Annotated in this window: 21 protein-coding genes; 15 read left to right on the forward strand and 6 right to left on the reverse strand. The window is 62.2% G+C overall.

What is annotated here, in order from left to right; translation table 11 throughout:
• Positions 1–49: 49 nt before the first annotated feature.
• Positions 50–742 carry an alpha/beta hydrolase gene (locus RVAN_RS14435; protein WP_013420447.1) on the reverse strand — a complete coding sequence of 231 codons (693 nt, stop codon included), beginning with the start codon at positions 740–742 and terminating at the stop codon, positions 50–52.
• A 298-nt stretch (positions 743–1,040) separates the two neighbouring features.
• Here RVAN_RS14435 and RVAN_RS14440 point away from each other — a divergent pair, with 298 nt between their 5' ends.
• From RVAN_RS14440 to RVAN_RS14485, 10 genes are all read left to right on the forward strand, one after another.
• Positions 1,041–1,517: an Rrf2 family transcriptional regulator gene (locus RVAN_RS14440; protein WP_013420448.1), complete on the forward strand. Its 477-nt coding sequence runs from the start codon at positions 1,041–1,043 to the stop codon at positions 1,515–1,517.
• Positions 1,514–2,641 (forward strand): cysteine desulfurase family protein, encoded by a 1,128-nt coding sequence (locus tag RVAN_RS14445; protein ID WP_041787692.1) that lies wholly within the window; start codon positions 1,514–1,516, stop codon positions 2,639–2,641. The genes RVAN_RS14440 and RVAN_RS14445 overlap by 4 nt, the downstream gene beginning before the upstream one ends.
• A 44-nt stretch (positions 2,642–2,685) precedes the next feature.
• A complete protein-coding gene (gene sufB / locus RVAN_RS14450) occupies positions 2,686–4,167 on the forward strand; it encodes a Fe-S cluster assembly protein SufB (protein WP_013420450.1) in 1,482 nt (493 codons plus the stop codon).
• A 39-nt stretch (positions 4,168–4,206) separates the two neighbouring features.
• A complete protein-coding gene (locus tag RVAN_RS14455; RefSeq protein WP_013420451.1) occupies positions 4,207–4,569 on the forward strand; it encodes a DUF4267 domain-containing protein in 363 nt (120 codons plus the stop codon).
• Positions 4,566–4,793 (forward strand): hypothetical protein, encoded by a 228-nt coding sequence (locus RVAN_RS14460; protein ID WP_013420452.1) that lies wholly within the window; start codon positions 4,566–4,568, stop codon positions 4,791–4,793. The genes RVAN_RS14455 and RVAN_RS14460 overlap by 4 nt, the downstream gene beginning before the upstream one ends.
• Positions 4,794–4,802: 9 nt before the next feature.
• The gene (gene sufC, locus RVAN_RS14465; RefSeq protein ID WP_013420453.1) at positions 4,803–5,552 is read left to right on the forward strand and encodes a Fe-S cluster assembly ATPase SufC; all 750 of its coding nucleotides are present in this window, start codon (positions 4,803–4,805) and stop codon (positions 5,550–5,552) included.
• Between the two features lie 9 nt (positions 5,553–5,561).
• Positions 5,562–6,887: a Fe-S cluster assembly protein SufD gene (gene sufD / locus RVAN_RS14470; RefSeq protein ID WP_013420454.1), complete on the forward strand. Its 1,326-nt coding sequence runs from the start codon at positions 5,562–5,564 to the stop codon at positions 6,885–6,887.
• Between the two features lie 22 nt (positions 6,888–6,909).
• Positions 6,910–8,160, forward strand: coding sequence for an aminotransferase class V-fold PLP-dependent enzyme (locus RVAN_RS14475; RefSeq protein WP_013420455.1), 1,251 nt, complete (start codon positions 6,910–6,912; stop codon positions 8,158–8,160).
• Positions 8,157–8,621 (forward strand): SUF system Fe-S cluster assembly protein, encoded by a 465-nt coding sequence (locus RVAN_RS14480; RefSeq protein ID WP_013420456.1) that lies wholly within the window; start codon positions 8,157–8,159, stop codon positions 8,619–8,621. The genes RVAN_RS14475 and RVAN_RS14480 overlap by 4 nt, the downstream gene beginning before the upstream one ends.
• Positions 8,622–8,776: 155 nt before the next feature.
• Positions 8,777–9,178 carry an iron-sulfur cluster assembly accessory protein gene (locus RVAN_RS14485; protein ID WP_049779452.1) on the forward strand — a complete coding sequence of 134 codons (402 nt, stop codon included), beginning with the start codon at positions 8,777–8,779 and terminating at the stop codon, positions 9,176–9,178.
• Between the two features lie 75 nt (positions 9,179–9,253).
• Here the strand turns inward: RVAN_RS14485 and RVAN_RS14490 are convergent, their stop codons facing one another.
• From RVAN_RS14490 to RVAN_RS14510, 5 genes are all read right to left on the reverse strand, one after another.
• Complete coding sequence (locus tag RVAN_RS14490; protein ID WP_013420458.1) at positions 9,254–9,895, reverse strand: polymer-forming cytoskeletal protein; 642 nt, start codon at positions 9,893–9,895, stop codon at positions 9,254–9,256.
• Between the two features lie 211 nt (positions 9,896–10,106).
• Entirely contained in the window at positions 10,107–10,409 is a 303-nt protein-coding gene (locus tag RVAN_RS14495) for a hypothetical protein (RefSeq protein WP_013420459.1), read from the reverse strand.
• Positions 10,410–10,490: 81 nt separating this feature from the next.
• Positions 10,491–11,699: an ABC transporter permease gene (locus RVAN_RS14500; RefSeq protein ID WP_013420460.1), complete on the reverse strand. Its 1,209-nt coding sequence runs from the start codon at positions 11,697–11,699 to the stop codon at positions 10,491–10,493.
• The gene (locus RVAN_RS14505; protein ID WP_013420461.1) at positions 11,696–12,475 is read right to left on the reverse strand and encodes an ABC transporter ATP-binding protein; all 780 of its coding nucleotides are present in this window, start codon (positions 12,473–12,475) and stop codon (positions 11,696–11,698) included. Before RVAN_RS14505 ends, RVAN_RS14500 begins: the two co-directional genes overlap by 4 nt.
• A gap of 197 nt (positions 12,476–12,672) precedes the next feature.
• Positions 12,673–13,929 carry an efflux RND transporter periplasmic adaptor subunit gene (locus RVAN_RS14510; protein WP_041787698.1) on the reverse strand — a complete coding sequence of 419 codons (1,257 nt, stop codon included), beginning with the start codon at positions 13,927–13,929 and terminating at the stop codon, positions 12,673–12,675.
• A gap of 670 nt (positions 13,930–14,599) precedes the next feature.
• On the opposite strand from RVAN_RS14510, the gene RVAN_RS14515 reads away from it, so the two are divergent.
• The 5 genes from RVAN_RS14515 to RVAN_RS14535 all read left to right on the forward strand — a co-directional run bounded on the left by RVAN_RS14515 (position 14,600) and on the right by RVAN_RS14535 (position 18,871).
• Positions 14,600–15,364, forward strand: coding sequence for an outer membrane protein (locus RVAN_RS14515; RefSeq protein WP_013420463.1), 765 nt, complete (start codon positions 14,600–14,602; stop codon positions 15,362–15,364).
• Positions 15,365–15,695: 331 nt separating this feature from the next.
• A complete protein-coding gene (locus tag RVAN_RS14520) occupies positions 15,696–16,445 on the forward strand; it encodes an outer membrane protein (protein ID WP_013420464.1) in 750 nt (249 codons plus the stop codon).
• Positions 16,446–16,737: 292 nt separating this feature from the next.
• Positions 16,738–17,367, forward strand: coding sequence for a LemA family protein (locus tag RVAN_RS14525; protein ID WP_013420465.1), 630 nt, complete (start codon positions 16,738–16,740; stop codon positions 17,365–17,367).
• A 9-nt stretch (positions 17,368–17,376) separates the two neighbouring features.
• A complete protein-coding gene (locus RVAN_RS14530) occupies positions 17,377–18,243 on the forward strand; it encodes a TPM domain-containing protein (protein ID WP_013420466.1) in 867 nt (288 codons plus the stop codon).
• 10 nt (positions 18,244–18,253) lie between these two features.
• Positions 18,254–18,871 carry a TPM domain-containing protein gene (locus RVAN_RS14535; RefSeq protein WP_013420467.1) on the forward strand — a complete coding sequence of 206 codons (618 nt, stop codon included), beginning with the start codon at positions 18,254–18,256 and terminating at the stop codon, positions 18,869–18,871.
• Positions 18,872–18,882: the final 11 nt, after the last annotated feature.

The following is an 18,882-nucleotide window of genomic DNA, read 5'->3' on the forward strand; positions in this document are numbered from 1 at the left end:
ACGAAACGCCGACTCCGTCAGTTTCGCGTACGGCTGCGCCGAAACACGGTCATTTAGTCCCGCTGTCCTGCTCAGACTTCTCCTTGCGCGACGGTTTCGGCACCACAAGGGTGCGCTTGTCGAGGTACTTTTCCATGGCGGTGACGAGATCTTCAATCTTGTCTTCGAAAAAGTGGTTTGCGCCAGGAATGACTTCGTGACTGACGACGATGCCCTTCTGCGTCTTGAGCTTGTCCACCAGCGTTTTCACAGCGGAAGGCGGCACGACGCGGTCGCGGTCGCCGTTGATCATCAGCCCTGAGGATGGGCAAGGCGCGAGGAAGCTGAAATCGTACAGATTCGCGGGCGGCGCCACCGAGATGAAGCCGTCGATTTCCGGCCGCCGCATCAAAAGCTGCATGGCGATCCATGCGCCGAATGAAACGCCCGCGATCCAGCAGGATTTCGCATCGGGGTTAGCGAGCTGGAGCCAGTCGAGCGCCGTCGCGGCATCCGAGAGTTCGCCCGGTCCCTGGTCGAAAAGCCCCTGGCTGCGCCCGACGCCGCGAAAATTGAAACGGAGAACCGAGAATCCGCGCTGCACGAAGGTGTAATACAGACTATAGACGATCTGGTTGTTCATCGTCCCGCCGAATTGCGGGTGCGGATGCAGGATGATCGCAATCGGCGCGCCGGGTGTGGGCTCGTGATGATAGCGGCCTTCGATGCGGCCCGCCGGGCCATTGATAATTACTTCCGGCATTTTTCTGAACCTCGTTCTCGCGATCAGCGCTGGCTGATTGTTTTTCTGGCCTGATCTCGGTGCGGCACGGTCATCGCGGCGCCTGATTGCGGCTCACTCGCCCACGGGCGCGCACTTGCGCACCACGAGCGAACCGCCCAAATAGTTGACTCTGACGGTCGGAAATCCTATACACAGTAGCAAGGGAAATTTGACCCGTTGATACCTCGCCCGCCGCGAGGTTTTCGGTGTCGTATCACAAAAGAGGCGTGAATTTCCACGACCTTTCGCACTAACCGGGCGTAAAGAAAGCATAAATATGCTGCTCAGCACCAAAGGTCGCTACGCCGTCATGGCCATTGTCGAAGTTGCTCGGCAGAACGATGCCCGGCCGCTTGCCTTGAGCGATATTTCACTGCGCCTCGATCTGTCGCTCGCTTATCTGGAGCAGCTTTTCATGAAGTTGCGGCGAAAAGGAATTGTGCAATCGGTGCGCGGTCCGGGCGGCGGCTATATCCTCGCGCGCAATGCGGACGCGATATCGATCGGCGAAGTAATGGCCGCGGTAGACGAGCCGGTGCGCATGACGCGCTGCGAACCCGAGGATAAGGCGGGTTGCGTGGCCTCGAAGCGATGCTCGACGCATAATTTGTGGCTCGCGCTCGGTACCCATATCGAGCGCTTTTTGGCCGACGCGACTGTCGCCGACGTGCTGACCGGCCGCTTTTCCGGTGCGGAAGTCGTGGCGTTTCCCGGTGAAGAAGCCCTGCGCATCGTTTCCAAAGCGGAGGCCTGATCGTGGCGCGCGCGTATCTCGATTATAACGCGACGGCTCCGCTTCGCTCCGAGGCGCGCGATGCGCTGATCGATGCGCTTGGTGTCGTCGGCAACCCGTCCTCAATTCACGGTGAAGGGCGTGCGGCCCATGCAATCGTCGAGCGCGCGCGAGCGACGGTGGCGCAGGCGTTCGGCGCGAAGGCGTCCGCGGTGACATTCACCTCGGGCGGAACTGAGGCAGCGAACTGGCTGCTTCAGCCGGGCGGGGATGGCGGCGCGCTTGCCGTTTCGGCGGTCGAGCACCCGTGCGTGCTCAAGGGGCATCGTTTTGCGGCGGATCGCGTGCGCGTTTTGCCGGTTACGGCGGAAGGGCGCGTTGATCTCGGCGCGCTCGATGACGCTGTGACGCCCGGCGCGGTCGTGGCGGTTCAGGCGGCGAATAACGAGACCGGCGTTCTCCAGCCGATGCGCGAGATTGCGGCCCTCGTTCGCGCAAAAGGGGCAACGCTCGTCTGCGATGCGGTGCAGGCGGTCGGCCGGGTGCATTTGTCGGAATTAGAACAATCCGACGCTGTTTTTTTCTCCGCGCATAAATTCGGTGGACCGAAAGGAGTCGGAGCGGTGGTCTGGCGGGGCCGCTCGGAGGCGCCTCCCGCTTTTGTGAAGGGCGGCGGGCAGGAGCGCCGCTTGCGTTCCGGCACTGAAAACGTTGCCGCTATCGCCGGATTGGCCGCCGCACTCGGCGCAGCGCTTCGCGATCAAGAGATGTTGATTGCCAAGTGTGGGGCATTACGGTCGAAGCTGGAACAACGCTTGCAAGCTATCGCTCCGGAAGCCGTAATCTTCGGCGAAGGCGCGGCCCGGCTGGCGAATACGACGTGTTTCGCCGTTCCCGGAAAGCGCGCCGACCTGATGTTGATGGCGCTCGATCTTGATGGCGTGGCGGTGAGTTCCGGTTCCGCCTGTTCATCGGGCAAGGTGGAGCGCTCGCACGTGCTCACCGCGATGGGCGCGGGCGACGATCTGGCGGCGGGGGCGATCCGGGTATCGACGGGTTGGGCCACACGCGACGAGGACGTTGAGCGGTTTCTTGCCGCTCTGGACAAGATTTGCGGCAGGCGCGAAACGCGCTCCGCTGCCTGAGAATGAAAGGTCCGCTTCGGCGGGCCGCCTGGAAGGAGTGAGACATGGCCGAGCAGGACACGATCGAACGCGTCAGCGAAATCGATGTCGACAAGTACAAGTACGGTTTCACCACCGACATCGAGAGCGTGCGCGCACCGAAGGGTCTCAGCGAGGATACCGTTCGCTTCATCTCGGCCAAGAAGGGCGAGCCGGAATGGCTACTCGAATGGCGGCTTGAAGCCTATCGCCGCTGGCGCAGCATTGAAGAGCCTACCTGGGCGCGCGTGCATTACCAGAAGATCGACTACGACGACCTTTATTATTACTCCGCGCCGAAATCGGCGGAAGGACCGAAGAGCCTCGCCGATGTGGACCCGGAGTTGCTCCGCACTTACGAGAAGCTCGGCATTCCGCTGCGGGAGCAAGCCGTGCTCGCGGGCGTCGAGGGGGCCGAGGTCACTGCGCCGCGCGTAGCCGTGGACGCGGTTTTCGACAGCGTCTCCGTGGTGACGACGTTCAAGGAAGAGCTTGGCAGGGCGGGCGTGATCTTCTGCCCGATCTCGGAAGCCGTGCGCGACCATCCCGAACTCGTGCGCAAATATCTCGGCAGCGTCGTGCCGACATCGGACAATTACTTCGCAACGCTGAACTCGGCGGTCTACTCCGACGGCTCGTTCGTTTACGTGCCGGAGGGCGTTCGCTGCCCGATGGAACTTTCCACCTACTTCCGCATCAACGAGAAGAACACCGGCCAGTTCGAGCGCACGCTCATCATCGCGGACAAGGGCTCCTATGTGAGCTACCTCGAAGGCTGCACGGCGCCGATGCGCGACGAGAATCAGCTTCACGCCGCCGTGGTTGAGCTAATCGCGCTCGACGATGCGGAGATCAAATATTCGACGGTCCAGAACTGGTATCCGGGCGACAAGGAAGGCAAAGGCGGCATCTACAATTTCGTGACGAAGCGCGGCGATTGCCGTGGCCGCAACTCGAAGATTTCGTGGACGCAGGTCGAAACCGGCTCCGCGATAACGTGGAAATATCCGTCCTGCATCCTGCGGGGAGACGGCAGCCGCGGCGAGTTCTACTCCATCGCGATCTCGAACGGCCGCCAGCAGGTCGATAGCGGCACGAAGATGATCCACCTCGGCAAGAACACGTCGAGCCGCATCATCTCGAAGGGCATTTCGGCGGGCCGCTCGGACAACACCTATCGCGGGCTTGTCTCGGCGCACCGCCGCGCCACGAACGCACGCAACTTCACGCAGTGCGACAGCCTGCTCATCGGCGATCAGTGCGGCGCACATACGATCCCGTATATCGAGGCGAAGAACGCAACAGCGCAGTTCGAGCATGAAGCGACGACGTCGAAGATTTCGGACGACCAGCTTTTCTACTGCCTCCAGCGCGGCCTTTCGCAGGAAGAGGCCGTGGCGCTCATCGTGAACGGTTTCGTGCGCGACGTGCTCCAGCAGCTCCCAATGGAGTTTCTGGCTGAAACGCAGAAGCTGATCTCGATCAGTCTCGAAGGCAGCGTGGGGTAACGGCTTTAAGGCGGCGCAAGCCGGGACAACGGGGATCGTATGGCGCTGATATTGGCGGCGTTGCTCGGGGCATTCTTCTGCCTCGTCGGAGTGGCGATGATCTGGGCACCGGGCAACGCCGTGCAGGCGTTCGGGATCGATCCGTCGCACATGGCGGCCGATATCGGGCTTATGCCTGCACTGGGGGTTCGCGACATCGCGCTGGGCCTGATAGTGTTCGGGTTGGCGGTGGCGCGGCAGGCGCGGGCGACCGGAGCGGTGTTACTGGCTCTCTCGCTCGTTCCGTTGGGCGATTTCGTCATCGCGGCGAAGTCGCTCGGCGCGACGGCGGCGGTCCGACACCTGATCGCGCTGCCCGTTACGCTTATCCTTGGTTTGGTTCTGGCACGGAGGCCAACATGAATGATCCTGTGAAAAAAAGTGGCGGTTTTGGCTTGCTGATCGCGATTGTGGTTCTGCTGATCGCGGCTCTGGCGGTCGTTTACGCCCTCACCGGCTCTGCGCAGCTCGTCCTGTATGTCTTTTTCATTGCGCTGGCGGCGGGCGCGTTCTGGTTCGACTGGCGGAAAACAAAGCGGGATGAACAGCGCTTGCGTTCGGGTGGCGCGGACGGAACTCAGAGGTAGGAAAAAAGAATGCTTGAGATCAAAGACCTTCGCGCGGAAGTCGACGGCAAGGAAATCCTGAAGGGCTTCAACCTCACAGTGCCGAAAGGCGAGGTTCATGCCATCATGGGACCGAACGGCTCGGGCAAATCCACGCTCTCCTACGTGCTGTCCGGCAAGGATGGCTACGAGGTCACGGGCGGTTCGGCCACATGGAACGGCCAGGATCTGTTCGCCATGTCGCCGGAAGAACGCGCGCAGGCCGGGGTTTTCCTCGCTTTCCAGTATCCGATGGAAATCCCCGGCGTGGCGTCGCTCACCTTCCTTCGCGCGGCGATGAACGCGCATCGCAAGGCGCGCGGCGAGGCCGAGATCTCAATCCCCGACTTCATGCGCGCCGTGAAGACCGAGGCGGAAAAGCTCAGCATCTCCATGGAGATGCTGAAGCGTCCGCTCAATGTCGGGTTTTCGGGCGGCGAGAAGAAGCGGAACGAAGTGCTGCAAATGGCGCTCCTGAAGCCGACGCTCTGCCTCCTCGACGAGATGGACTCCGGCCTCGACATCGACGCGATCCGCATCGCGGCCGAGGGCGTCAACCGGCTGCGCTCGCCCGACACGGCGATGATCGTCATCACCCACTATCAGCGGCTGCTTAATTACATCACGCCGGACGTGGTGCACGTGATGGCGCGCGGGCAAGTATTGCGCTCTGGCGGCAAGGAACTCGCGGTGGAACTGGAAGAGTCGGGCTACGCGTCCTACGGCGCCGAAGCGGCTTAAGGAGCGACCATGACCATTCATCAAACAATAACAGCCGCGGCGACGCCGGCAGAGCAGCGCTTCCTCGATCTCTATGCGAGCGTATGCGACCGGCTGCCGGGCGCGGGCGTTCCGGCGGTGAGGGCTTGGCGCGAGGAAGCGCTTGACGCTTTCGCCGTGCTGGGCGTGCCGCATCGCCGCGTCGAGGCTTGGAAATACACCGATCTTCGTGCGCTCATGACGGCGGTGCATCCGCTCGGCGGCCTCGACGCCGGAGCACGGGCCGACGTCGATGCATCCATCGGGCGGGCACTCGCCAACATCGATTCCTATCGCGCGGTGTTCGCGGGCGGCAAGTTTCGCCCCGACCTTTCGACCATCCAGGGTGCGCCGGGCATCAGTTTCACGCCGCTTTGCGCCAAGCTGAAGTCGGAGGCCGACGCGGCCGCCGCGCTTGCTGCGCTTCCGCTGCCGAAAGGCGATGTCGTCGCCGCGCTTTCCACGGCGTTCGCGACGTGCGGAGCGCTCATTTCCATCGCGCCGGGCAAAAAAATCGACAAGCCGATCCACCTCATCGTCATCGCTTCCAGCGAGGCGAACGCCTATGCGTTGCGGCACGCGATCAAGCTCGGCGACGGCGCGGAAGCGACCATCATCGAGACGCATGTGGGCGCGGGCGCGTCGCAGGCGTGGTCTTACACGGCGCTCGACATCGGCAAAGGCGCCGCGCTCAAGCATGCGCGGCTGACACAGAGCGCCGCCGCGCTGCATCTCGCCTCGGCCACAGTGACGCTCGGCGAACGCGCGGTTTACGAGCCGACGCATGCCGCCATCGGTGGCGCCCTGACGCGCTCGGAAGGCACAATCCGTTTCACCGGGCCGAACGCGCGAGCCACCTACAACGGCGCGATTCTCGCGCGCGGTCACAGCCACGTCGATTTCACGCTCGTTGTCGATCACGCAGCGCCGCATTGTGAAAGCCGCGAACTCGTCAAGGCCGTGCTGGACGACCGCGCAAAGGGCGTCTTTCAGGGCAAGGTCGCCGTGCAGCGTGGCGCGCAGAAAACCGACGGCAAGCAGATGGCGAACGCGCTGCTTCTCTCTAACGACGCCGAATTCGACTCGAAGCCCGAGCTTGAGATCTTCGCCGACGACGTCGTTTGCGGCCACGGCGCAACGGCGGGCCAACTCGACGAGGATCTGATGTTCTATCTTCGGGCGCGCGGCATCCCCGAAGCACAGGCGCGTGCGCTCCTGATCGCGGCGTTCGTCGGCGCGGCGCTCGACACCATCGATAACGAAGGCTTGCACACGGCGCTGGACGAAAAGGTTGCGGCATGGCTCGCGGCGAAGTAGAGCCTCCTCGGGAGAACAAGTCATGACCTTGATTGAGAAAGACATCGCGGCTGCTTCCTACGATGTGGAAGCGATCCGCAAAGACTTCCCGGCGATGTCGCTCGAAGTCTACGGCAAGCCGCTCGTCTATCTCGATAACGCGGCGAGCGCGCAGAAGCCGAAAGCCGTGCTCGACGCGATCGTGAAATCCTACTCGGATGAGTATGCGAACGTGCATCGCGGGCTGCATTATCTCGCGAACGCGGCGACGGCGGCTTACGAGGGTGGCCGCGAGCGCGTGGCGAAGTTCCTCAACGCGCCGAGCCCCGAGCAGATCGTCTTCACCAAGAATGCGACCGAGGCGATCAATCTCGTCGCCGCCTCCTTCGGCGGGCTGCACCTGAGGGAGGGCGACGAAGTGCTGCTCTCCATCATGGAGCACCATTCGAACATCGTGCCGTGGCACTTCCACCGCGAGCGTCGCGGCGTGGTTCTCAACTGGGTGCCTGTGACGGACGAGGGCGAGTTCCGCCTTGAGGATTTCGAGGCCGCGCTCACGCCGAAAACGAAGATCGTCGCCATCACGCACATGTCGAACGTGCTCGGCACCACGACGCCGATCAAGGACATCTGCCGCATCTCGCACGCTCACGGCGCTTATGTGCTGATCGACGGCAGCCAGGGCGCCGTGCATTGCGACGTCGACGTCCAGGATATCGATTGCGATTTCTACGTCATCACCGGGCACAAGCTTTACGGACCGACCGGCATCGGCGCGCTCTACGCGAAGCGCGAGCATCTGGAAGCTATGCCGCCCTTCCTCGGCGGCGGTGAGATGATCGAGACCGTGACGCGGGACGCAATCAAGTACAACGACCCGCCCTATCGTTTCGAGGCCGGTACGCCGATGATCGCGCAGGCGGCGGGGCTGACGGCCGCGCTCGACTACATCGACAGCATCGGCAAGGCGAAGATCCGTGCGCACGAACTCGACCTGTTGCGCTACGCCGAGGAGCGGCTGAAGCCGTTCAACTCGCTGCGCTTTATCGGCAACGCGCGCGATAAGGGGGCGATCGTCTCCTTCGCTATGGAAGGCGCACACAGCCACGACGTTGCAACGATCCTCGACCGCTCAGGCATAGCGGTGCGCGCGGGCAGCCACTGCGCCGAGCCGCTGTTGACGCGCTTCGGGCTGACATCCACCTGCCGGGCATCCTTCGCCCTTTACAACACACGCGCGGAAGTGGACGCGCTCGCCGAAGGGCTACAGAAAGCGGAGCGGTTTTTCAGATGAGCGAGACCATGGAACAGGCAAAGACGCGGATCGAAAACGCCCCGTGGGATGGACCGCAGGACGAGCCGAAGCACAAGGATTTGCCGGAGCCGTGCGCGCATACGGTTGAGACTGCGAAGTCGTCGCATGACGAAGTCGGCATTCCGCACGAGGAGCTGGATCGCATCACGGACGCGCTCATCGCGGCGCTGAAGACGATCTACGACCCGGAAATCCCGGTTGACATCTACGAGCTTGGCCTCATCTACAAGATCGACATTAATTCCGACCGCGAAGTGGATGTGGAGATGACGTTGACCGCCCCGGGGTGTCCGGTGGCGGGCGACATGCCGGTGTGGGTCGAGAACGCTTTGAGTGCGGTGGAAGGCGTGAGCATCGCGCGCGTGAAGATCGTGTTTACGCCGCCGTGGGATCCTTCAAGGATGTCTGACGAGGCACGCGTCGCGCTCAACATGTTCTAGTGCCGTGTCGGTAACGACGAACGCGCAGATGAGAGGGGCGTTTCTGGTTTCCGGCGGGTTACGCCCCATATTCCAGTGTGTGTCTCGAAGAATGCATTTTCGCGAGGGATACGTCGTCACATCGACAGCGAGCTTCTTGCGACTGAAACGCGAAAATGCCCTCAGCGTCGAACAAGGGAGGCGAACAATTGTCTAGTTCTTTCGGCAAGGTCGTTACGCTCACGGACTCGGCGGCGGAGCGCGTGAAGGCGATAATCGGGCGTTCCGAGACGCCAGTGGTCGGGCTGCGCGTGGGCATCAAGAAGGGCGGCTGCGCGGGCATGGAATACACGATGGAGTATGCCGCCGAGGCGCGCCCGCTCGAAGAGGTGGTCGAAGACAAGGGTGTGCGTATCCTCATCGAGCCCTCCGCGATCCTCTATCTGCTCGGCACCGAGATGGACTACAAGACCGAGAAATTCGTCTCGGGGTTCGTTTTCAAGAACCCGAACCAGACGAGCGCTTGCGGTTGCGGTGAGAGCGTCGAATTAAGTCCCGCGCAAACTGTGGGCGAATAGGCGTCGGCGCGCGGCGATTTGTCGGTTCGCGTGGGGCGGGCAGCAGCAGAACGCAGCGCAAATGCGCCGGGCCCGTCAGCCCTTGACGTTCACATGCACCGTCTGCGCGCGCCCTGAGTTCGCACCGTTATCATCCGATACGAGAACATCGAAGCTTGCCGTGCTGCTATCGCCGCCGTCATGCACGAATAGAACGCGCCCTGCCTCGATGTCGGCTTGCGTGAAACGGTCCACCGAAATGCCGGCATTCGACGCAAGCGCCACGATCCCGTTCGACACGTTCGACACGCTATAGGTAAGCTCATCCGCGCTGTCGTCCGGGTCGATGGCGGTGATGTCCTCCGTCGTAATCACGACGGAGCGGCCGCGCTTCACCGCGATGTCGAGGTCGCCCGCGAGCTTCGGCGGCACGTTGCGCAGTTCGGCCGAGAGGTCCGCGCCCATCTCCATGGCAAGCTGTCCGTAACGCACATTGCCGTTGACCGCGCCGGAGCTTCTGATGCTGATGAGGTTCTTCACGAAGACCTCGCCTTGCAGGGAGCCCGCGACATCGGCTTGATCGGTCTTCAGCGTACCGAAAAAGGTGCCGCCCTGATGGATGATGACGGATTCGGCGGCAAGCTCACCTTCGACATAGCCATGGATTTCCATCTGCCGGCAATTACGGATCTTGCCCTTGATGATGGTGTCTTCCTGGATGATCGCCTCGCGTGCCACTGCTGCCGCCTCGCTCTTGCTGTGTCTGCATGTGCGGCACCGTATCCGCCGCGACGTAAGGTTCGCGGCACCATAGGCCGCCGAGCCCAAGCCAGGCAATCGAAATTCGGGTTAACGCGAAATCGCGCGCAACCTGTTGCATCTGCGGCGTCATCGGTCCCGGCGCAGTGAATTTTTAAGCTTGCGCGCCGGCAAACGTATGCGCCTGAGCCTATCGCCGCCGGTCGAAGCCGATATAGCCCGCGCAGGTGTCCTTCACGCGGATATCGGCACCGATGAAGCGGCAAATCTCCGCTTTGAGGTTCGGATTGTCGCGGATTGCGGCGCCGCTGACCCGCGCGCCGTAGACTTGCGCGACCTTTGCAAGGTTCTCGTCCTCGCACCACGGCGTCACGGCGAGTTGGCCGTTGATCACCTGCGACTCGTCCACGCATTTGATCTTCGCTGACGAAGGGGCGGCTGTGAGCAACGCCGCCGCAATCGCCAATCCCGCCGAAACAAGGAGCCGGTCCATCAACGCCTCGTAATGAAGTGTTCACCATAAAAGAACGGACGCGGGAAAGCGCCAAGGCCCCCCACAGCAGAAGTTTAGGCGCTACTCGTGACGAAGCGCCTCGATGGGATCGAGCCGCGCTGCCTTTCGCGCAGGAAAATAGCCGAATATGATGCCGACCGCAGCCGAAAAGCCGAATGCCAGCGCGATCACCGAGAAGTCGAGCGCCATCGGCACCTTGATCGCGCTCGCGAGCATCGATGACAGCCCGAGCCCGAGCGCCACGCCGATCAGCCCGCCGAACAGCGACAAAACCACCGCCTCGATGAGAAACTGCGTCAGCACCTGCCCCGCGAGCGCTCCGATGGCGAGCCGAGTGCCGATCTCGCGCGTGCGCTCCGTCACCGACACGAGCATGATGTTCATGATGCCGATGCCGCCGACGAGGAGGCTGATCGCGGCGACGGCGGAAAGCAGCCCCGTCAGCACTTTATAAGTGCCCGTGAGCGTGGCGGTGATTTCTTTCATGTCGCGGACGAAGAAATCGTCCTGATCGCCAGCCCCGATGCGGCGACGCTCGCGCATGAGCAGTTCGACGGCCTTCAGCGTTTTCCCGGTGGAATGCTGCGCGTCGACCCCAATATAGATATAGCCGACATCGGTATTGCCCGCGATGCGCCGGTGAAACGTCCGAAGCGGGATCACGACGAGGTCATCCTGATCCTGCCCGAAGGCGGATTCGCCCTTCTCGGCGAGAACGCCCACGATTTCGCAGCTTATCTTGCCGACGCGCATCGACTGGCCGATGACGTCGCCGCCGCCGAACACTTCGCGCTGGATGGTCTTGCCGATAAGGCAGACGGAGCGGCCCGCGCGAAGCTCGCCGTCATTGAAGGCGCGCCCCTCGGCGACGGGCCAATCGCGCGCGGTGAGATACGTCGTCTCCGCGCCGGTGACGTTCGTGCTCCAGTTCTTGCCGTTGGCGATGGCGGTTGCGGCACGAGTGGCGGCTGGGGCGACGGCGCGCGTGCCGGGGATCTCGCGGCGAATGGCTTCCGCATCGGCGACTTCGAGCTGACGGGCCACATCTTGCACGCCGCCCGGCCCGACCGCCTGACCGGGGCGCAGCACGAGCAGGTTTGTGCCGAGCTTCGCGATATCCTGCGTGATTTTTTTCGTCGAACCCTGACCGAGCGTCACCATGGTGATGACCGCCGCGACGCCGATCACCACGCCGAGCGTCGTCAGGAACGAGCGCATCAGATTGCGCCGGATCGCCTGCAACGCCAGCTTGATCGTTTCCCAGATCACGGCGCGATGGCCCTTTCCTCGATGCGGCTCACGCGGCCGTCCTCCACATGCAGAACGCGCGATGCATAGGCCGCCATCTCGGGCTCATGCGTGACAAGGATGACAGTCAAACCGGCATCGCGGTTGAGCGCGGTGAGAAGGTCCATGATTTCGCGGCTGCGCGCGCTGTCGAGGTTGCCGGTCGGTTCGTCGGCAAGCATGACCGACGGTTCGGAGACGAGCGCACGGGCGATGGCGACGCGCTGTTGCTGGCCGCCGGAAAGCTCGGCGGGTGTGTGCTTCTCGCGTCCCGAAAGGCCAACGAGCGCAAGCGCCGCCCGCGCGCGTTCGCGGCGCTCCGAACGCCCCATGCCGCGATAGATGAGCGGCATCTCCACATTATCGATAGCGCTCGTGCGCGTCAGGAGGTTGAAGCCCTGGAACACGAAGCCAAGGTAGTGGCGGCGAAGCAGCGCGCGTTGCACGCGGTCGAGCGAGCCGACATCGACACCCATGAACAGATATTCGCCGCTCGTCGGCGTATCGAGGCAGGCGAGAATGTTCATCGCGGTGGACTTGCCGGAGCCGGACGGCCCCATGATCGCGACGAACTCGCCACGGCCGATGGACAGATCCATACGGTCGAGCGCGCGCACGGTCGCCTCACCGCTGCCGTAGAGCTTCGACACCTGCCTGAACTCGGCCAGCGTTTCCACCGCACCCTCTTTTACGGTCCCTGCTGCCGCGGGTCGAAATGGCCGCGCCGCTGGCGGGGGAAGAACAAGCTCGCCGGGCATGTGGTCGGTCTCCGTCGAGGGTTGATCCAGAGGCTTTCGGCTTGTGGTCCGATCCCGACATTTGCATCCGTTCGCAGCACCTCGTGAGCAAATGTCGGAATCGGACCACTAGCAACTTGATGATTTAGTGGAGCTTTTGAATTTGACATTTGAGCGAGAGCTCGCTGCAACCGGACTTAAATGTCAAATTCGCTCCACTAGCTCGCGCCGTCTTCAAGATCGGTGATGACCTCCGCGCCCGCATCGAGCCCCGCCTTCACCTGCGTGACAGACTTGTCGCTCGGCCCGACCCTGATCCGCAGCGCCAACGGCTTGCCGTCCTTCAGCACGTAGACGCGGCGTTCGTTCGTGCTGGTATCGGCGACGGGCGTCGTCGGCTGCATGCGCGGCATCTTGAAGAGTGAGAAGCCGCCGCGTTCCTTCTTCGGCGGCGGGGGCGGCGCGAAACGCAGCGCCGCGTTCGGGATCAGCACGGCGTCTTTCGCCTCATCCACGACAATGTCCGCCGTGGCCGTCATGCCCGGCCGCAGCACGAGGTCGGGATTGTCCGCGCGCAGGATCGCCTTGTAGGTTACGACATGATTTGTCGTGTCGGACGCGAAGCGGACCTGCTCGATCCGTGCCGGGAAGCGTCGCCCCGGATACGCTTCCACCGTGAAGGTCGCCTTCTGACCGACGCGCACCTTGCCGACATCGGCCTCGTCCACATCGACGCGAAGTTCTACACGCTTCAGGTTTTCAGCGATGATGAACAGGATAGGCGGCTGGAAGCTCGCCGCCACGGTCTGCCCCGGCTCGACGCTGCGCTTCAGCACCACGCCATCCACCGGCGAATAAAGTTTCGTCTTGGAGAGCGCGGTTTCGTTCTGCTTCAACTCGGCTTCCGCGACGCGCACATCCGCTCTCGCGCTGTCGACGGTCGCGGTCGAGCGCCCCAGATCGGCGCGGGCGAAGTCGAGCGCGGTATCGGAGGTGAAGCGCGACGCATTCAGCGATTTCTGCCGGTCGAAATTCTTGGAGCGTTCGAAAGCCGTTGCCTCGGCCTGAACGACACGGGCTTTCGCGGCGGCAAGCGCTGCCCTGCTGCGCTCGACCATCGCGTTCAGCGTGACCGTGTCGAGTTCGGCCACGACCTGCCCGGCCTTCACCACGTCGTTGTGATCGACGAGCACCTTGCGGATGATGCCGGAAAGCTCGCTCGAAACCTCAACCTGATTGGTGGGGTACACCGTGCCCGTCGCGGTGACGGTGACGGTAAGCTCGCCCTTCACTGCGGGTTCGGTGACATAGACGGGCCCGCTCGTCCCGCTCCTTTGGAAATAGGCGTAATAAGCTCCGCCCAAAGCGACGGCAGCCAGCATCAACCAGAGCCACCGGAAAGAACGCCGCTTTCTCCTGACGCCAAGGACGGCGCGGATGTCACCGGCTTCCGGCTGTCTTTCGATCACGTTCATGGTCGTGCCCAAGCTTACGCAAAACTAATACCCACAAAGTGCGGGTGTACACCTGAGAGCTTAAACTTCTTCCATAGTATCACCGTGAAGGGGAAATAGATAATTTTAAGTGGCTGACGCCGCTACGCTCCAGCTGTTCTGCTGGGTTGTGCAATAATTACCGGAATGTCTTTACATTCTCGCGAAATTGTCAGGGTAGCGGTCTGTGGTTGGGCTCTGGCAGAGGTTCACAAGCTTCTACGGTTGGTACCCAGGTTCCTCACCCCGATGCGGGTGCTTGCGTAGATGGCCCGGCGCGCCTGCGACAAATGCGCAACGGCGCCGCCCGGACGGACGTTTATTCGCCAATTCGAATATATGCAGCAATTTCCGCTGGATAGGTGAAGTGGCGGGCGTTGTCTCGGGCGCTAATCCCGCCATATCAAGTATATTTCACAATCTATGCGCGAGTAATAAGGTAATAATACAACCAAAAATAGCAATCTTGTTGCATTGAGGTTACATGTCTGGCCCAACTGCATACCGTTTTATTGTCGACCAGATACACCCGCTCGAATCGATGCTAGCTCTACAGCGTCGGGCGATTCAAGAACTTGGGAAAGCCTATCGGGTTTTCTCGCACGCGTTGGCGTTGCGTCGAGTTTCTGGGCAATTTTAGGGGACTACACAAATGAACAAGACACTCATCGCGACCGCGTCGGTTGCGGCTCTCCTTGCCATGGGCGGTTCCGCGCTCGCTGGCGACCTTTATGCCAAGGGCGGTTACAAGGACGCTCCCGTCGTCGTTGCGGAACCCACCTGGACCGGCTTTCACCTCGGCCTCGGCGTCGGCGGCGCTGCCGTGAACCACGAAATCGACGCTGGCCTCTATGATGTTAGGTCCGGCGAGAGCAAATCGATTGCTGGCATTGACGGCATCAGCGGCACGGGCGTCTTCGGTACGGTCGAGGTCGGCTACGATCGTCAGTACGGCAACTTCGTCGGCGGTATCTTTTTCAACTACGACTTCGGCGACGATATCAGCACCGATGTGTCGCTGCTCGGCCACGATCTCGCCTCTGTTAAGCAGACCGACTCCTGGACAGTCGGCGGCCGCCTCGGCTACCTCGTCAATGCCAGCACGTTGGCCTACGTTCTCGGCGGCTATACTGAGTCGACCTTCGAACTCTCAGTGCCGGTTGCGAACTTCTCGACGGACGATACATTCTCCGGCTGGACGGTCGGTGGCGGTCTTGAAACCAAGCTGACCAGCAGCCTGTCGCTGAAGGGCGAATATCGTTACACCGAGTTCGACACCAACACTTACAAGACCGGACCGTTGTTCTGCCATATTGGCGCGTACGCCGACATCGACACGTCCGTCCAGACGGCTCGCCTCGTGCTCTCCTACAAGGCCGACCTGTTCGGCGGTGAACTTCCTGTCCCGCTGAAGTAGCCCTCTCAGCGCACTGACCGTCCCCCATCAGGTCAGCGAAGCGCTCCTGCGAAAGCTGGAGCGCTTTGGCTTTCCGGGGGGACGCATTGCTACGCACGCCCCGCGAAAGCGGGGCTTTCTTTTTGTGGCGCCCCCCTCCCCCTGCCCGCCACGCTGTTGCTCTCTAGCAACATCCATCGCAGGTTGTGCAACTTATACGCGAAATGACGTGCAAGCACTCCCGAATCGCCTCTAAGAATTGGTGGTCGTTTCGAAGTCCGACCATGCTTTTGGGTTTGGCTTTCCCGTAGGCGTTGCGTTCGCGTTGCAACTTTTGGGGAACATTCTCACAATGAAGAAGACATTTGTGGCGGCTGCGTCGGCGGCTGCGATTTTCGCGATGAGCGGCTCTGCGCTCGCCGGCGATCTCTATGCGAAGAGCGGCTACAAGGACGCGCCGATCGTCGTCGCTGAACCCACCTGGACCGGCTTCTACATCGGCCTCGGTGTCGGCGGCCAGGCGGTGAACCACGAACTCTCCGCCTCGGATTTTGACGCAGGCGACGAAGAGTGGATTGGCGATTTGAATGGCGTCAGCGGCACGGGCGTGATCGGCACGGTTGAAGTCGGTTACGATCGCCAGTTCGGCAACATCGTTGCAGGCGTATTCTTCAACTACGACTTTGGCGATGACGTCAGCAGCAGCCTTCGCATTGAAGATCTCAATGTTAACGCCAAGCAGACCGATTCCTGGACTGCTGGCGGCCGTCTCGGCTATCTCGTCAATCCCGGCACGCTGGCTTACGTCCTCGGCGGCTACACGCAGTCGACCTTCGAACTCGGCTTTCCCGGCTTTGGCTCGGCGGACGACACGTTCGCCGGCTGGACGGTTGGCGGCGGCCTCGAAACCCGCCTTTCCGGCAACTGGTATCTGAAGGGCGAATATCGCTTCACGGAGTTCGATACGAACAGATACACCCTGGTTGATGAAGATGGCGATGGGATTGGCGCAAGCGTCGATACCTCCGTGCAGACGGTTCGCCTCGTGCTCTCCTACAAGGCAAACCTGTTCGGCAGCGACCTTTCCGTCCCGCTGAAGTAGTCGTGCTCCCCGCGCATTGAGTCCCGCCCCACGGGTCGCGAGACGCTCCTGCGAAAGCCGGAGCGTCTCGTTGTTCGTGGGACGGGTCGCGGCACTACCCGCGCCCGTGTCGGATCAATCCGCTCGTGTTGATTCAACCTGATGTGTGCATCCGTCTCTATCTCTTAAGCGAGAGACGGTTTTGCCGATAAAATTGCGACGCAAACCGATCGAAACGGGTTCTTGCGAATTGAAGCGTACCCTTGGCCGCACTACGTAGCTTTTGCTTCGAGGCAGTTATCAGGGGAAGCCGATGCTAAACCGTTCGATATTCCGGCTCGCGCCCGCAGCGGCGCTGATTGCGGTCGCGCTCGTGCTGTCGGGCTGCGGCGTCAACACCATTCCGTCCTACGAGCAGCAGGCGAAAGCCGCGTGGTCGGAGGTGCAGAATCAATACAAGCGCCGCGCGGATCTGATCCCGAACCTCGTCGAAACCGTGAAAGGTTTTGCCGCGCAGGAGAAATCCGTGCTGGAAGGGGTCGTCGAGGCGCGCGCCAAGGCCACGCAGGCGCAGATCAACGTGCCGCCGGATATTCTCACCAACCCGGAAGCGATGAAGAACTTCCAGGCCGCGCAGGCGCAGCTTACGGGCGCGCTCGGGCGGTTGCTTGCCACCGTCGAGAATTACCCCGACCTGAAGTCGAACCAGAATTTCCTCGCGCTACAAAACCAGATCGAGGGGACGGAGAACCGCATCGCCATCGCGCGGCGGGACTATATTCAGGCCGTCCGGCTGTATAATACCGAGCTGAACACCTTCCCCGGTCGCATCTGGAAGTCGGTTCTCTATTCCAACGCGAAGGATATGGCGACGTTCGAGGTGCCGGTCGAAGAGACGCAGACGCCGAAGGTCGATTTCGGAACGAACAAGCCGAAGCAGTAGCGAGCCAACATGAGCATCGCGCGGCGGGGTGAACATGGCGTCCCGGAGCGGCCTCGTGCCGCTGCCGGGATGGCGCTTTTCGCGGGGCTGGCGCGGCTTGCTGCGGCGCTCGTTCTGCTGGCGCTCATCGCCGCTGCGCTCGGAACTGCTCGTGCCGCGCCGACGTTCCCGCCGCTCACCGGCCGCGTGGTCGATAACGCGAACCTGCTCAGCCCCGCCGACAAGGCCGCGCTCAATGCCGAACTCGCGGCGCTTGAGGCGAAGTCGAGCGACCAACTCGTCGTCTTCACCACGCCATCGCTGCAAGGCTATCCCATCGAGGATTACGGCTATCAGCTCGGCCGCGCATGGGGAATCGGCCAGAAGGCCACGAACAACGGCGCGCTGCTCATCGTCGCCCCAAACGAACGCAAGGTGCGCATCGAGGTCGGGCGCGGGCTTGAACCGCAACTGACCGACCTGCTTTCGTCGCAGATCATCCGCAACACCATCCTGCCGCGCTTCAAGCGGGGCGACTTCGCGGGCGGCATCAAGGCGGGCGTGACCGACATCCGCGATGTGATGCTTGGCGACGCCGAGGCCGTGAAGGAGCGCGTGGCGAAGCGACCGGCCGAGCGACGCGACGCGGACGAGACGGAAGCGCTGATTACGTTCTTCATCATCCTCGCGATCTTTATCTTCATCGCGTGGGCGCAATCGCAGCAGGGAAACCGGCCGCTTTCGACGTCCGGGCCGTTCAACCGGCGCAGCGGGTATGGCGGCCCGATCGTCTTCCCCGGCGGCTGGGACGGCGGGCGGCGTGGCGGCGACGGAGGCGGCTGGTCCGGCGGTGGCGGCGGGGATTTCGGCGGCGGCGGCGCATCCGGCGACTGGTAGGGAGGCACACATGATTTCGCACGCCGATAAAACGGCCATCGAACACGCCATCGCCGAGGAAGAGGCGCGGACCTCGGGCGAGATCGTCGTCGTGATCGCGCGGGCGAGCGCCGACTATTATTATGTGCCGTACATGTGGGCGGCACTTGTCGCGCTCGTCGTGCCGTGGCCGCTCATTCATTGGACGTGGATGCCGGTGCAGATGATCTACATCATCCAGCTCGGCGTTTTCGCGGCGCTCGCACTTCTGCTGCATTATCCGCCGCTTCGTTATGCGCTGGTGCCGGCGAGCGTTCGCCGCAAGCGCGTGCATCAGCGGGCGGCGCAACAATTCGTCGCGCAGGACATTCACACGACGGCGGGACATACCGGCGTCCTGCTCTTCGTCTCGCAGGCGGAGCGCCGCGCGGAAATTCTCGTCGACGCCGGTATTCACGAGAAAGTGCCCGATGCGGAGTGGAAAAAGATCGTCGACCGGCTTACAGACCGGATCGGACGCGGCGAGCCTGCGGCGGGCCTTGAGGAAGCGGTTCACAAGATCGGAGAACATCTCGCAACTCATTTCCCTCCTGATGCGACAAAGGAAAACCTTTTGCCGAACCACCTCGTCATGTTAAACGCAGACTAATTCCAGCGAGC

This window comes from Rhodomicrobium vannielii ATCC 17100, assembly GCF_000166055.1.
Classification (GTDB): domain Bacteria; phylum Pseudomonadota; class Alphaproteobacteria; order Rhizobiales; family Rhodomicrobiaceae; genus Rhodomicrobium; species Rhodomicrobium vannielii.